13 protein-coding genes are annotated in these 13,859 nt (G+C 71.2%); 6 read left to right on the top strand and 7 right to left on the bottom strand.

All coding sequences use genetic code 11. From position 1 onward, the window contains the following. The first annotated feature begins 10 nt into the window (after window positions 1–10). On the top strand, window positions 11–1,237 hold the full coding sequence (locus ACWCQ1_RS18110; protein ID WP_358594180.1) for an MFS transporter: 1,227 nt from the start codon (window positions 11–13) through the stop codon (window positions 1,235–1,237). Window positions 1,238–1,267: 30 nt separating this feature from the next. Here the strand turns inward: ACWCQ1_RS18110 and ACWCQ1_RS18105 are convergent, their stop codons facing one another. Beyond that, entirely contained in the window at window positions 1,268–1,852 is a 585-nt protein-coding gene (locus tag ACWCQ1_RS18105) for a suppressor of fused domain protein (RefSeq protein ID WP_356762109.1), read from the bottom strand. A 485-nt stretch (window positions 1,853–2,337) separates the two neighbouring features. Between ACWCQ1_RS18105 and ACWCQ1_RS18100 the strand changes: the two genes are divergently transcribed. Both ACWCQ1_RS18100 and ACWCQ1_RS18095 read left to right on the top strand, forming a co-directional pair. After that, a complete protein-coding gene (locus ACWCQ1_RS18100) occupies window positions 2,338–3,453 on the top strand; it encodes a magnesium and cobalt transport protein CorA (protein ID WP_133044484.1) in 1,116 nt (371 codons plus the stop codon). 22 nt (window positions 3,454–3,475) lie between these two features. Continuing rightward, complete coding sequence (locus tag ACWCQ1_RS18095) at window positions 3,476–3,991, top strand: hypothetical protein (protein ID WP_358594184.1); 516 nt, start codon at window positions 3,476–3,478, stop codon at window positions 3,989–3,991. Window positions 3,992–3,995: 4 nt separating this feature from the next. On the opposite strand, the gene ACWCQ1_RS18090 is transcribed toward ACWCQ1_RS18095, so the two are convergent. After that, on the bottom strand, window positions 3,996–4,739 hold the full coding sequence (locus ACWCQ1_RS18090) for a hypothetical protein (protein ID WP_358594558.1): 744 nt from the start codon (window positions 4,737–4,739) through the stop codon (window positions 3,996–3,998). A 199-nt stretch (window positions 4,740–4,938) separates the two neighbouring features. Here ACWCQ1_RS18090 and ACWCQ1_RS18085 point away from each other — a divergent pair, with 199 nt between their 5' ends. From ACWCQ1_RS18085 to ACWCQ1_RS18075, 3 genes are read left to right on the top strand one after another with little or no spacing between them, the layout of a single operon-like run. Beyond that, on the top strand, window positions 4,939–6,291 hold the full coding sequence (locus tag ACWCQ1_RS18085) for a magnesium transporter MgtE N-terminal domain-containing protein (protein WP_133044481.1): 1,353 nt from the start codon (window positions 4,939–4,941) through the stop codon (window positions 6,289–6,291). Further along, on the top strand, window positions 6,281–6,874 hold the full coding sequence (locus ACWCQ1_RS18080) for a DUF1003 domain-containing protein (RefSeq protein WP_133044480.1): 594 nt from the start codon (window positions 6,281–6,283) through the stop codon (window positions 6,872–6,874). The genes ACWCQ1_RS18085 and ACWCQ1_RS18080 overlap by 11 nt, the downstream gene beginning before the upstream one ends. A gap of 42 nt (window positions 6,875–6,916) precedes the next feature. Then, a complete protein-coding gene (locus tag ACWCQ1_RS18075) occupies window positions 6,917–8,050 on the top strand; it encodes an Mrp/NBP35 family ATP-binding protein (RefSeq protein WP_133044479.1) in 1,134 nt (377 codons plus the stop codon). A 69-nt stretch (window positions 8,051–8,119) separates the two neighbouring features. On the opposite strand, the gene ACWCQ1_RS18070 is transcribed toward ACWCQ1_RS18075, so the two are convergent. From ACWCQ1_RS18070 to sigE, 5 genes are all read right to left on the bottom strand, one after another. Then, complete coding sequence (locus ACWCQ1_RS18070) at window positions 8,120–8,785, bottom strand: hypothetical protein (RefSeq protein ID WP_358594189.1); 666 nt, start codon at window positions 8,783–8,785, stop codon at window positions 8,120–8,122. 236 nt (window positions 8,786–9,021) lie between these two features. Further along, entirely contained in the window at window positions 9,022–9,468 is a 447-nt protein-coding gene (locus tag ACWCQ1_RS18065; protein ID WP_451026871.1) for a sec-independent translocase, read from the bottom strand. A 199-nt stretch (window positions 9,469–9,667) separates the two neighbouring features. Beyond that, window positions 9,668–11,293 carry a trypsin-like peptidase domain-containing protein gene (locus ACWCQ1_RS18060; RefSeq protein WP_451026880.1) on the bottom strand — a complete coding sequence of 542 codons (1,626 nt, stop codon included), beginning with the start codon at window positions 11,291–11,293 and terminating at the stop codon, window positions 9,668–9,670. Between the two features lie 800 nt (window positions 11,294–12,093). Next, the gene (locus tag ACWCQ1_RS18055) at window positions 12,094–13,077 is read right to left on the bottom strand and encodes an anti-sigma factor family protein (RefSeq protein ID WP_451026870.1); all 984 of its coding nucleotides are present in this window, start codon (window positions 13,075–13,077) and stop codon (window positions 12,094–12,096) included. Continuing rightward, window positions 13,074–13,778 carry an RNA polymerase sigma factor SigE gene (gene sigE / locus ACWCQ1_RS18050; RefSeq protein WP_133044474.1) on the bottom strand — a complete coding sequence of 235 codons (705 nt, stop codon included), beginning with the start codon at window positions 13,776–13,778 and terminating at the stop codon, window positions 13,074–13,076. The genes ACWCQ1_RS18055 and sigE overlap by 4 nt, the downstream gene beginning before the upstream one ends. Window positions 13,779–13,859: the final 81 nt, after the last annotated feature.

Here is a 13,859-nt window from a genome sequence, read left to right as displayed (position 1 = left end):
TGGAGGAAGCATGGACGACCCCTTCGACGCGGGAGCGGGCGGCATCCTGCGGCAGCCGAAGGCCGTGTGGGCGACGGCCGGCGCGTCCGTCGTGGCTTTCATGGGCATCGGACTCGTCGACCCGATCCTGCCGTCCATCGCCAAGGGCCTGAACGCCACCGCCAGTCAGGTCTCCCTGCTCTTCACCTCGTACTTCCTGATCACGGCCGTGGCGATGCTGGTCACCGGCTTCGTCTCGAGCCGGATCGGCGGGCGCAGGACGCTGCTGCTCGGCCTCGCCTTCGTCGTCGTCTTCGCGGGCCTGGCCGGCACCTCGGACTCGGTCGGCGAACTCGTCGGCTTCCGCGCGGGCTGGGGCCTGGGCAACGCCCTGTTCGTCTCGACGGCTCTCGCGGTCATCGTCGGCGCGGCGGCGGGCGGCAGCGCGGCGGCGATCCTGCTGTACGAGTCGGCCCTGGGCCTCGGCATGGCCTGCGGCCCGCTGCTGGGCGCACTGCTCGGCAACCAGAGCTGGCGCTACCCGTTCTTCGGCACGGCCTTCCTGATGGCGGTCGGCTTCCTGTGCATCACGGCGTTCCTGAAGGAGCAGCCGAAGCCCGCGCGGAAGACCTCGCTGCTCGACCCGATCAAGGCACTCGGGCACGGAGGCCTCGCCTCCGCCGCCGTCTCGGCGTTCTTCTACAACTACACGTTCTTCACCGTGCTGGCCTTCACGCCGTTCGTGCTCAACATGACGCCCTACAAGTCGGGTGCCGTGTTCTTCTGCTGGGGCGTGCTGCTGGCCGTCTTCTCGGTGATCGTGGCGCCGCGCCTGCAGAAGCGGTTCGGTTCGCTGAAGGTGCTCGGCGGCTCGCTGATGCTGCTCGCGGTCGACGTGCTCGTCCTCGGCTACGGCGACCACACCACGGCGGTCGTCTGCACCGTCCTGTCCGGCGCGTTCATCGGCGTGAACAACACGGTGTACACGGAACTGGCGCTCGGCGTCTCGGACGCCCCGCGCCCGGTGGCGAGCGCCGGCTACAACTTCGTGCGCTGGTTCGCGGCGGCCGCGGCTCCCTACTTCGCGCCGAAGATCGAGGAGTGGACCGACATCCACATCCCGTTCGCGGTGGCCGCGGTGACGGCCGTGGTGGGCGCGCTGGTGGTCCTCGTACGACGGAACGCGCTCACCCACGAAGCGGAGGAGCTGGAGACGCGACACGCGTCCGAGGACGGTGTCACCGTCTTTGCCAACTGACGGAATACGGCCGTCCGTTGGTGAGCTTGCTCACGCCAGGGAGACCGAGGCGCGGGACGGATCCCTCAGGTCCGTCCCGTGCGTCAGCCAGCGCTCCTGGAGGGCCTGGGCGCCGTGGACGCGTTTCCAGGCCGCCTCGTTCGCCGTCATGGGCAGCAGCGGCAGGAAGCGGACCGGGTCGAGCGGCTCGTCCAGGGCGAGATCCTCGACCAGGCCGCCGGGCTCGGCGACCAGGACGGAGCTGAACGGGGCGCCCGGCCACAGCGGCTCACCGATGTCGAGGGACGCGCCCGGTGCCACGATCACCCCCTCGACCTGCGGAGACGCGGCGAGCACGGCGAGCGGGCGCAGCGCCTTGTCGGTGTCGGCGAGGCCCGCGCGCACCGAGAGGACCAGCTCCGCGCGGGGTCCCTTCACCGGGTCGGCGAGCGTCGCCGTGGGGTCGCTCATCGGCTGCGCGGACATGCCGAGCGTGGCGTAGCGGACGATGTCGCCCTCGTGGAAGCGGAGCACCTCGATGCGGTCCGTGCCGAGGAACGTGACCGCCGCGCGGGCGTCCGGTTCGCCCAGCGCGGTGCGCAACCTTGCCTCGACCAGAGGAAGAACATCAACCATGCGGCGAGCATAGAACTCGTCAGTACCGGGCAAAGCAGCGCCTTGACAGTTTGGGCGACTGGTACTCTGGCCCGGTCGTTCGGGCAGCACGCATCGGCGTCGCGATCGAGTCCCGACGCCAGTTGGACTCCCTTACGGGAATGGAACGTCCCTTACGAGGGACCGGCCGGAGGAGGTGGGGCTGTCATGGATCGAAGTCACCCGTGCAGTACCACTCGCTCTTCCCGCCGCTGATACAGCTGATCCGGCCTGGGCTGACCGCCGCCTTTCACGCTCAAGTCTTCACGAGTCTTCATGCGGAAGAGCACTTCGTCTCGTTGTGCCTGATCTGTCTGATCTGAACCAGCAGCGAAACTCGCCACCGCGACGGTGCGGTGCTCCCCGCTTTGTGGACGTGCCAAACACCCGAAGTCAGGACGTCCCCATTCCGGGCAGTTCCACCCGTCGTCGGCGCCCTTTCGCTGCCTGCCACGAAGGAGCCAGCCATGTCGATGATCCGTGACCTGCGCGCCGCGGTCCGCCCGTCCCGCATCTCCCTGCGCAAGGACACCGGCGCGTACGACACGACACGCGACCCCGGCACCCCGTCGGCCGTCGTCGACTGCGCCGTCTACCGGGACGGGGCCCGCGTCCAGACTCCGCAGGCGCTCACCCCGCACGAGGCCATGCGCCAGGTGCGCCGCGACGGAGGCTTCGTCTGGATCGGTCTGCACGAGCCGACCGAGGCCGAATTCTCCGGCATCGCAAGCGAGTTCGGGCTGCACCCGCTGGCCGTCGAGGACGCCGTCCAGGCCCACCAGCGGCCCAAGCTGGAGCGCTACGACGACTCCCTGTTCACCGTCTTCAAGACCATCCACTACGTCGAGCACGACGAACTCACCGCCAACAGTGAGATCGTCGAGACCGGCGAGGTCATGTGCTTCACCGGACGGGACTTCTTCATCACCGTCCGGCACGGCGGCCAGGGCTCCCTGCGCGCCCTCCGGCACCGGCTGCAGGACGACCCCGAGCTGCTCGCCAAGGGCCCATCGGCGGTGCTGCACGCGATCGCCGACCATGTCGTGGACGGCTATCTCGCGGTCGCCGACGCCATGCAGGACGACATCGACGAGGTGGAGACCGAGGTCTTCTCCCCGGGCCGCGGCGGTGTCGCCCGCGGTGTGGACTCGGCGCGGATCTACCAGATCAAGCGCGAGGTGCTGGAGTTCAAGCGGGCGGTGGCGCCGCTGCTGCGGCCGCTGCAGCTGCTGAGCGAGCGGCCGATGCGGCTGGTCGACCCCGACATCCAGAAGTACTTCCGGGACGTCGCCGACCACCTCGCCCGCGTCCAGGAGCAGGTCGTCGGCTTCGACGAGCTGCTCAACTCGATCCTCCAGGCCAACCTCGCGCAGGCGTCCGTCGCGCAGAACGAGGACATGCGGAAGATCACCGCCTGGGCCGCCATCATCGCCGTACCGACGATGGTGACCGGTGTCTACGGCATGAACTTCGACCACATGCCCGAACTGCACTGGCGCTACGGCTACCCGACCGTCCTCGGCCTCACGGTCGTGCTCTGTGTCGGCATCCACCGGGCGCTGAAGCGCAACGGCTGGCTGTGAGCCGTCTGGATAGGCTTCAGCCATGACAAGCGAGCTGCTCGACCAGGCCCTCGTCGAGGAGGCCACCAAGAAGTCCGGCCTCGTGTGGGTCCGGGGCCCGGGCGGGCCGGCCCGCGCGCTGTGGCACGTGTGGCACGAGGGTGCCGCGTGTGTCGTGGGCGACGGACCGGGCGAGCAGCCGCTGCCGGGACTGGCCGACGGCACGACCGCCGAGGTCACCGTACGCAGCAAGGACAAGGGGGGCCGGCTGGTCTCCTGGTCCGCGAAGGTCGTCGAACTCGCGTCCGGTACGGAGGCCTGGGAGGCGACGGTCGCCGAGCTGAAGGGCAAGCGGCTCAACGCGCCCGACGGAGAGGCGATGACCGAGCGCTGGGCCCGCACCTGCCGGGTGCTGCGGCTCGAACCGACCGGGGCGACAACGCCGTTGCCCGACGACAGTCTGGCCGAGGCGCCCCTGCCGACGCCGGCCACGACCCGCAGGCCCGTCCCCGCGGGGCTGCCCCGGCTGCTGCTGAAAAAGAAGAAGCGCCGCCGATGAGCCCTCAGGACGCCGGCAGCTGCTTGCCGTAGTCCACCGTCTCGTCCTTGTCCGGCTCCGCCAGGGTGAAGTCCTTGTCCCAGGCCGAGAAGGTCAGCGTGCCCGCGCCGCCCGCGCGCTGCAGGCGCAGCGGATACGGCCTGCCCTCCAGGGACACGTCCAGCGTGCCCCCTGAGCCCTTGTCACCCGTGATGCGGATCGTGCGGGTACCCGCCTGTTCGTGGTGCCCGTCCGTCGCCAGCGAACCGTGCAGGGTGAGCAGCCCTTCGAGGAGGACGTCCTTGTCCGTGAAACCGCTGAACTTCTTGTACGCGGGGTCGCGCTGCGGCACCTTCACGTACTTGCCGTCGAGCTTGCCCGCCGCCGAGGTGCCGTGGTCCCCGTCGGCGTGGTTCCAGAAGCCCGCGCCGGCCTTCAGATACAGCCGCTCGCCGATCCGCAGCAGCCCGAAGGCCACCCCCTTGGAGGTGACCGACCCGGTCGCCCCCTCGGGCTTCAGCCGCATGTCGAGCCGGTACGTACGGCCATTGGTGACGACGTCTCCGGCGAGCCGCACGGCGGACGCGGACCCCGCGGCCGTTCGCGCCCTGGACTGGATCGTGTCGGCGGACAGCTTGCCGACCCCGTTCGTGCCCGCGTCGGGATCCTCGCTGCACCCCGTCAGAAACCCGCTTGCCGTCACGACCAGCGCACACACGGCACCGGCCACCACCGCCCGACGAGTACGGCCCTCGGACCTCGCAGTCACAGACACGGCTGCCTTTCTCAACGGCTGTCCTGAACGGTGCTCGGCACCCTACAGGGGTCGGCGGCCACCGGCGGAGCCGGTCCGTCCGGACCGTCCACCAGGGCATATCCGATCGGGACGGGCTAGCCTGAAGCCCACCCGAGCGGGCAATTCGGAACAGCACAGCCCCACGAACCCCGCACGAAAAGGAAGCACGACCATGGCAGGCGCCGCCCCCCGGATCTTCGTCTCGCACCTCTCCGGCGTCCCCGTCTTCGACCCCAACGGCGACCAGGTGGGCCGCGTGCGCGACCTGGTCGTGATGCTGCGCGTCGGCCGCCGCCCCCCGCGTGTGCTCGGCCTCGTCGTCGAACTGCCCACCCGGCGCCGCATCTTCCTGCAGATGACCCGGGTCACCAGCATCGAGTCCGGCCAGGTCATCGCCACCGGTGTGCTCAACGTCCGCCGCTTCGAGCAACGCCCCACCGAACGGCTGGCCTTCGGGGAGCTCCTGGACCGCCGGGTCACCCTCGTCGAGACCGGCGAGGAGGTCACCGTCCTCGACGTGTCCGTGCAGCAGCTGCCGGCCCGCCGGGAGTGGGAGGTCGACCGCGTCTTCGTCCGCAAGGGCCGCAAGGCCGGCGCCTTCAGGAGGGCCAAGGGCGAGCAGCTGACCGTCGAGTGGTCCGCCGTCACCGGGTTCTCCCTGGAGGAGCAGGGACAGGGCGCGGAGAGCCTCCTGGCCACCTTCGAGCAGCTGCGCCCGGCGGACCTGGCGAACGTCCTGCACCATCTCTCCGCCAAGCGGCGCGCCGAGGTCGCCGCCGCCCTCGACGACGACCGGCTGGCCGACGTCCTCGAGGAGCTGCCGGAGGACGACCAGATCGAGATCCTCGGCAAGCTGAAGGAGGAGCGGGCCGCCGACGTCCTGGAGGCCATGGACCCCGACGACGCGGCCGACCTGCTCTCCGAACTGCCGGAGGAGGACAAGGAGCGGCTGCTGAGCCTGATGCAGCCCGCCGACGCGGCCGACATGCGGCGCCTGATGTCGTACGAGGAGCACACGGCGGGTGGTCTGATGACCACCGAGCCGATCGTGCTGCGGCCGGACGCCACCGTCGCCGACGCGCTCGCCCGCGTCCGCAACCGCGACCTCTCCCCCGCCCTCGCCGCCCAGGTCTACGTCTGCCGTCCGCCGGACGAGACACCGACCGGCAAGTACCTGGGCACGGTCCACTTCCAGCGGCTGCTGCGCGACCCCCCGTACACCCTGGTCAGTTCGATCATCGACGACGACCTGCAGCCGCTCGACCCCGACGCGGCGCTGCCCGTCGTCGCCGGGTTCTTCGCGACGTACGACATGGTCGCGGCGCCCGTGGTGGACGAGGCCGGGTCGCTGCTCGGCGCGGTGACCGTGGACGACGTACTGGACCACATGCTGCCCGAGGACTGGCGGGAGACGGAGTTCCACCTGGACGAGGACGCGGACGGCGAGAAGGACGACGGCGAGAGCGCCGGTGACGAGGACGCCGACAACGAGGACGCCGAGGGGGTGGCCGCTCATGACGCCTGAGCGTGAGAGCACCCGTGAGCGCACCCCGGCGGGCGCGACGGCGACCACCCGCACCCGGGTGCGCCTGGACCAGCCGCGCGCGCCGCGCCGGCGGCTGGTGCCCGAGTGGGACCCGGAGGCCTTCGGGCGGCTGTCGGAGCGCATCGCGCGCTTCCTCGGCACCGGACGGTTCATCGTCTGGATGACGGTCGTCATCATCCTGTGGGTGGCGTGGAACGTCTTCGCGCCGAAGGACCTGCGCTTCGACAACTACCCGTTCATCTTCCTGACCCTGATGCTGTCCCTGCAGGCCTCCTACGCGGCCCCGCTGATCCTGCTCGCGCAGAACCGGCAGGACGACCGCGACCGGGTCAACCTCGAACAGGACCGCAAGCAGAACGAGCGGTCCATCGCCGACACCGAGTACCTGACCCGGGAGATCGCCGCCCTGCGCATCGGCCTCGGCGAGGTCGCCACCCGCGACTGGATCCGCTCCGAGCTGCAGGACCTGATGAAGGAGCTGGACTACCGCAAGGACGGGCACCACGAACACGCCGTATTCCCGGCAGAACGGTCCCGCGGACGTGACGTAGACGACCGGTGACGGACTTACCGGGGCCAGGCTACCGAGCCGTACCATCGTCCTATGGCTAGCGAAGACGCGGTGCGCGAGGCACTGGCGACGGTGAACGACCCCGAGATCAACCGACCCATCACCGAACTCGGGATGGTCAAATCGGTCGACATCGGCGCGGACGGGGCGGTCGCGGTGACGGTGTACCTGACGGTCTCCGGCTGCCCCATGCGCGAGACCATCACGCAGCGCGTGACCGACGCGGTCTCCCGGGTCGAAGGTGTCACCCGCGTCGACGTCTCGCTGGACGTGATGAGCGACGAGCAGCGCAAGGAGCTGGCGAACGCCCTGCGCGGCGGCCAGGCCGAGCGGGAGATCCCGTTCGCCAAGCCCGGCTCGCTCACCCGGGTGTACGCGGTCGCGTCCGGCAAGGGCGGCGTCGGCAAGTCGTCCGTGACGGTGAACCTGGCGGCGGCGATGGCCGCGGACGGTCTGAAGGTCGGTGTCGTCGACGCCGACATCTACGGCCACAGCGTGCCGCGCATGCTCGGCGCGGACGGCCGCCCCACCCAGGTCGAGAACATGATCATGCCGCCGTCGGCGAACGGCGTGAAGGTCATCTCCATCGGCATGTTCACCCCGGGCAACGCGCCGGTGGTCTGGCGCGGCCCGATGCTGCACCGGGCGCTGCAGCAGTTTCTCGCGGACGTGTACTGGGGCGACCTGGACGTCCTGCTCCTCGACCTGCCGCCCGGCACCGGTGACATCGCCATCTCGGTCGCCCAGCTGGTCCCGAACGCCGAGATCCTGGTCGTGACGACGCCTCAGCAGGCGGCGGCGGAGGTCGCCGAGCGGGCGGGCTCCATCGCCGTGCAGACCCACCAGAAGATCGTCGGCGTGGTCGAGAACATGTCGGGCTTGCCCTGCCCGCACTGCGGCGAGATGGTCGACGTCTTCGGCACGGGCGGCGGCCAGACGGTCGCCGACGGCCTCACCCGCACGACGGGCGCGACGGTCCCCGTCCTCGGCTCCATCCCGATCGACGTCCGCCTGCGCGAGGGCGGCGACGAGGGCAGGCCGGTGGTCCTGACCGACCCGGAGAGCCCGGCGGGCGCGGCCCTGCGCGGCATCGCGGGCAAGCTGGGCGGACGGCAGCGCGGCCTTTCGGGGCTGTCCCTGGGGATCACCCCGAAGAACAAGTTCTAGAGAACAAGTTCTGGGTGACTGTGGGGCGCCGTCCGGTGCGGACGGTGCCCCTTCGTCGTCCCGTCGTCGTCAGGCGTACGTGCCGATGTCCTTGATCATGGCGAAGCCCAGCCCGTACGCGCTCATCCCTCGTCCGTACGCCCCCACGTGCACCCCTGCCTGCGTGGACCCGGCGAGCACCCAGCCGAACTCGGACTCGCGGTAGTGGAAGGGGGTGGGCACGCCGTCCACCGGCAGGGAGAGCGTCGACCACTCGGGGCCCGCGAGATCGTCGGCCAGCGCCCACGCCGTCTCCGTCTGCTGCTCCAGCCAGTCGTCCCGGAGGCTGTGGTCCATCTGCCCGGGCCAGGTGAACGACAGCAGCCCCACCCCGGCCAGCCACGCCGCCGAGGAGACCGACGTGGCCTCCAGCAGCCCCGTACCGTCGGCGCTCCTGCGGGAGGGGTTCGCCGCGACCGTCACCACGACCGCGAACTTCTCCCGCGGCTCACTGGCGGAGCCGACCTCGTTCTTCACCGAGGGCTCGTCGCCGTGCCCGATCGACCCGTGTTCGACGGCACCGTCGGCCGCCGTTCCGACCTGCATCAGCCAGCGCGGCCCCGTGAAGGCCTCGTCGAGGCCGTACCACGGGAAGGGCGCCTGCAGGTAGCCGTCGACCGTGCGCCGGGCGGAGGGGACCTGTTGTCCGCCCTCCGCGGCCGGCGCCTGCGCGACTGCCCGACTCGTCGTCTCCATTGCCCGGACGCCTCCTCGCTCTCGTCGGACCGGAGCGGCCCGCCCCCCTTCGGGCTGACTCGTCCGGTCCGCACAACAACTCGGCAGCATAGCCACCCCGCTCCGGGCAGCCGGGAAACCTACCGGCGCGTGGGTCGCGCAGGGGGGCGGGTTCAGGCCGCGAGAGGGCGCGACGGAGTATGAAACGCGTCACGTACGACGGTCTCGACGCCCACCGCTGCCACGGGCGGTACGGCTCAGGTGGCGTCCGCGTCGAAGGGCGGCCGGTCGTCTTCCTCGGGCTTCTTCGTCATGTCGATGCGGCCACCGGAGGACGAGGAGGAGGACGACGAGGAAGAGGACGAGGACGGACCGTCGGTGTCGTAGCTCTGGACCGCCTCCGTGACCTCGGCCATCTCCTTCTTCAGGTCGAAGCCGTTGCGGATCTCCTTCAGCCCCAGGTCCTCGCTGTCCAGGTGCTTGCGGATGAAGGTCTTGGGGTTGAGGTCCTCGAACTCGAAGTCCTTGAACTCCGGGCCCAGTTCCTGCCGGATGTCCGCCTTGGCGCTCTCCGAGAACTCTCGGATCTTCCGGATCGTCCGCATGACGTCCTGAATGACCTTCGGGAGCTTGTCCGGACCGAAGACGAGCACGGCGAGCACAATGATCGTCAGCAGCTCGAGCGGTCCTATGTCATTGAACACCTGAAGCTCCTTGCGATGTCCTCGGTCCTCGGCCCTCGGCGGTCTGTGCGGGTCTTCCGTGGTCCGGGCCGGATCCACGGTACCCGGCGATCCCGTACGACCGGTACCGTCCCGAGGGTTCCGAGTGCGTCCGGGTGGCGGTTTTCCGGGATGTTTGCCTTGTGGGGCAGGAGTTCGGAACCCGTCTGTGAGGTTCCTGTCAGTTGCTGTCCGAGGACCCGAGCACCAGTGAGATCGTCCGCTCGCCGCCGCCCCGGCGCACGGTGAGCCGCAGGCGGTCGCCGGGGCGGTGGGCGCGGGTCCTGACGATCAGTTCGTCGCCGGAGTGCACGCGCACGCCGTCGACCGCGGTGATGACGTCGCCCGCCTTGATGCCGGCCTTGGCTCCGGGGCCGCCCGCGGTGACGGCGGGGCCCCCGTCGGCGGCCTTCTTGCCGACGCGGGCGCCGTCGCCGGTGTAGTTCATGTCGAGGGTGACGCCGATGACCGGGTGGGTGGCCTTGCCGGTGTTGATCAGTTCCTCGGCGACACGCCTGGCCTGGTTGACGGGGATCGCGAAGCCGAGGCCGATGGAACCGGCCTGACCGGTGCCGGAGTCCGAGCCGTCGTCGGCGGAGCGGATCGCGGAGTTGATGCCGATGACCCGGCCGCGGGAGTCGAGGAGGGGGCCGCCGGAGTTGCCGGGGTTGATGGGCGCGTCCGTCTGCAACGCGTCCACGTACGACACGTCGCTCCCGTCGGTGCTGTCGCCGCCGGCGGTGATCGGGCGCTCCTTCGCGCTGATGATGCCGGAGGTGACGGTGCCGGCCAGGTCGAAGGGGGCGCCGATGGCGACGACGGGGTCGCCGACCTGGACGTTGTCGGAGTTGCCGAGCGGCAGGGGCCTGAGCCCGCGCACGCCGGTGACCTTCACGACGGCGAGGTCGTAACCGCTGTCCCGGCCCACGACGGTGGCCTTGGCGGTGTCGCCGCTGTTGAAGGTGACGGTTATCTTGCCGCCGGACCCGGCGGGCTCGACGACGTGGTTGTTGGTGAGGATGTGTCCGAGGTCGTCCAGGACGAAGCCGGTGCCGGTGCCGGACTCCGCGGCGCCGGTGACATGCAGGGTGACCACGCTGGGAAGGGCCCGCGCGGCGATGCCGGCCACGCTGTCCGGCGCCCTCCCCGCCGGCTCCTTCCCGGCCTGCGGCAGCGTCACGGTCCCGAGTCCGCCGTCCCGCTCCAAATAGGCCCCGACGATCCCACCGACCCCACCGGAAACCAGCGCCAGCACGACAGCTCCGCTCACAAGCCTCCGACGCACCCGCCGACGCCGCGTGTCCTTGTCATCAACCCCGACACCGCTGTGCTGGAAGGGGGCGGGGGCCCAGGGGTCGTAGTTCTGCCAGGGGTTGGGGGTGGGGGTGGGAGTGGGGTCCAGTGAAGGGGTGGAGGTGGAGGTGAGATCTTGTGGGGGTGCGAGAGCAGGGTCGAGCGGTGGCTCGGGGGTGGGAACGGCTGGGGGTGCCAGAGCCGGGTCGGGCAGCGGCGCGGGGGCGGGGCCAGCGGGGGGTGTGGCGTGGGGGCCCGTTGCGTTGTGCGGGGGCGGAATCGGCGTGTCCTGCGCCGGTGGAGCGGCGGGGTGCTGGACCGGGGGCGCGGGGGCCCAGGGGCCGGGTTCGCCGTAGGGCGGGGTGCTGTAGGGGTCGGGATCATGGAGGGGGGTCGGACGGGTGGCGACAGTCGGGTGTGGTTCGGGTGCGGCGGGTGGACGGGGCGTGGCGTAGTCACCTGAGGCCGAGGCCTCCTCATCCGGCCTCTCCGCGAGCGCCTCAACGACAGCCATCGCCGCCGCCTCCTCGCCCACAGCCGGTATCTCCGCCCGCACACCGACCCCAACAGCCGAGTCCGCAAGCGCCTCGGCCTCAGCCGGCCGCCCCGCTGCCTCCGCCGGCGTCTCCGCCCCCGCCTTGGCCACAGTCGGCTTCTCCGCGACGCCCTCCGGCTGTGCCGCGGCCCCACTCGGCGTCTCCGCCTCCACCCGTGCCTTGGCTTCGGCCGACGTCTCCGCCTCCCCCATGGCCACAGCCGACGTCAACGGCTCCGCCCCGGCCAGGCCCCCAGCCCCGCCCGGCGTCTCCGGCTCCGGTCCCGGCGTCTGTCGCGAAGCCGCCCCGGTGTCGGTCGCCGCCCGGGGAAGGGGCAATTCGTAGTCACCGTCGGCGGAGGCCGCTCGAGGCGCGTCGGTAATACCTACGGCAGACCGCTCGTCGGCGCCAACCCCCGCTGCCGGGCGCGCCAGCTCGAAGTCGCCCTCGGGTACCGCCGCAGTCGGGCCCCGGTCCTGGGCCGGTAGTGCCAGACGGAAGTCGCCCTCGGGATCGTCGTGGGCTTCCGGCTCCGTCAGTGTCGGCGCCTGGGCGAGCGGCGGATCCGTCGGCGGCGCGTCCGCGTGGCCGGTCTCGCGAACCCCCCGGTGCCACCACTTCGGCCTTGTGGGCTTCCCCTCGTTCATGATCTCCCCACAGGTGACCGCGGCGCAGCCCGTCGCGGACGCGGTTTGTCGGTTCCGCGTCGGCGGCACAGGGCGCAGACGCGGTTCACCGTGGATTCAACCAGGTTCCCGAGCGGAGGCGCAGGGGCCGGTCAGCGAGTGGGGTCGGTGGGGGTCGCGTCGGGGACGGGTGCGGCGAGGAGGGGCGTCGTGGCCTCCGGCCGCGCCGACGCCGAGATCAGCGTCAACGGCGAGGTCACGCTGAGCGGACGTATGAGCGGGGACATCACCGCGGCACCGGCCACGACGGGCGCCGTCAGCGTGTGCACGGTCTGGTCCGCCGCGGCGGGGCTGGGTACGCCCGGCAGCAGCGGTGCGGACACCTGGGTAGGTGCCACCGGGGTGTCGCCGAGCGAGCGAGCGCCCTGGCCCTGGGTGAGCAGAGGCCCCGCGCCACGGCGCCGCTGGCTCTCGGGCGCCGTAGCGGCCCCCGTCCCCGGCGTACGCGCCGGCGTCACATTGCTGCCCGCGCCGGAGCCCCCACGGGCGTCCGCGGCCGTGTCCGTCGCCGCACCGGTCGTGACCCCGCCGAGCGCGATCGCGGCGAGCGAGACCGCCCCGGCGGCGACGAACGCGAACCGCATCCCGCGCGAGGCGGAGCGGTCGATCTCGGGCCGGCTGACGTCATGGATGCGGAAGCCGTGGCCGGAGGCGGGGAGGGCCGGGGTGGGGGCGGTGTGCGGCGCGGCGGGCGTGTAGTCGAAGGCGAAACGCTCGGGGCGTTTCAGGCCGAAGACCCCGGGGAGCGCGGAGCCGCCGGGTCTTCCGGACAGGCCGGCGAATCCTCCCCCGCCGAACGGCGAGCCACCGCCGTCCGGATCACCTCCCCCGGGCAGCCCCTGGAGCCGCGCGAGGAAACTCTCGGAGGGAGGCGGCGGGGCCGCCTCCGCGAAGACGCTCTTCAACTGCCGCTGTGCGTCGGCCTCCGCCTTGCACTTGGCGCAGGTCGCCAGGTGCGCGAGGACTCGTTCACGCGTCTCATGACCGAGCTCTCCGTCCACCAGGGCGGAGAGTCGGTCTCCCAGATGCTGCTCGGCGAGGCGTCGCTCGACGGGGTCGGGTCGTGATCCACTCACGCGGTCGCGCCCCCTCCTCCCAGAGCGGCCACCCGGGGCACGAAGGAGCGGCGCTCGGAGCTCCGGGTCTGCGGCGCGCGGTGCGCGAGGGCCTTGCGCAGCTGGGAGCGGCCGCGGTGGATCCGGGAGCGGACCGTGCCGAGCTTGACGCCGAGGGTCGCGGCGATCTCCTCGTACGACAGTCCTTCGATGTCGCACAGGACGACCGCGGCGCGGAACTCGGGCGCGAGGGTGTCGAGGGCCTGCTGGACGTCCGCGTCGAAGTGGGCGTCGTTGAAGGCCTGCTGCGGGGTGGGCTCGCGGCTGGGCAGGCGCTCGGCCGCGTCCTCGCCGAGGGCGTCGAAGCGGATGCGCTGCTTGCGGCGGACCATGTCGAGGAAGAGGTTGGTGGTGATGCGGTGCAGCCAGCCCTCGAAGGTGCCCGGTGTGTAGGTCGACAGGGAGCGGAAGACGCGGACGAAGACCTCCTGGGTGAGGTCCTCGGCGTCGTGCTGGTTACCGGTGAGGCGATACGCCAGCCGGTAGACGCGGCCACTGTGCATGCTGACGATCTCCTCCCACGTGGGCGGAGTCCACGCCTGCCCGTCCGCGTCGGTGGAGAAAGTCGCGGTCTGGGCGTGGTCAGCGGCGTGGCTGGGGTCAGCAGCGGTGTCGTTCACGGATTTCGGCCTGCCCGCTGATCCGAGGAAGCGCCGCAGCACTCCAGCCCGGTCCCCGTTGGGCGCGGCCGCACCTCCCCTGTCATCTCTGGTGGTGTCCAGTGGAGCCCCTACCATAGCCAC

The organism is Streptomyces sp. NPDC002144, from assembly GCF_053593695.1.
Note: the sequence above shows the minus strand (reverse complement) of the source record. Positions and strands in the feature narration are given on the sequence as shown.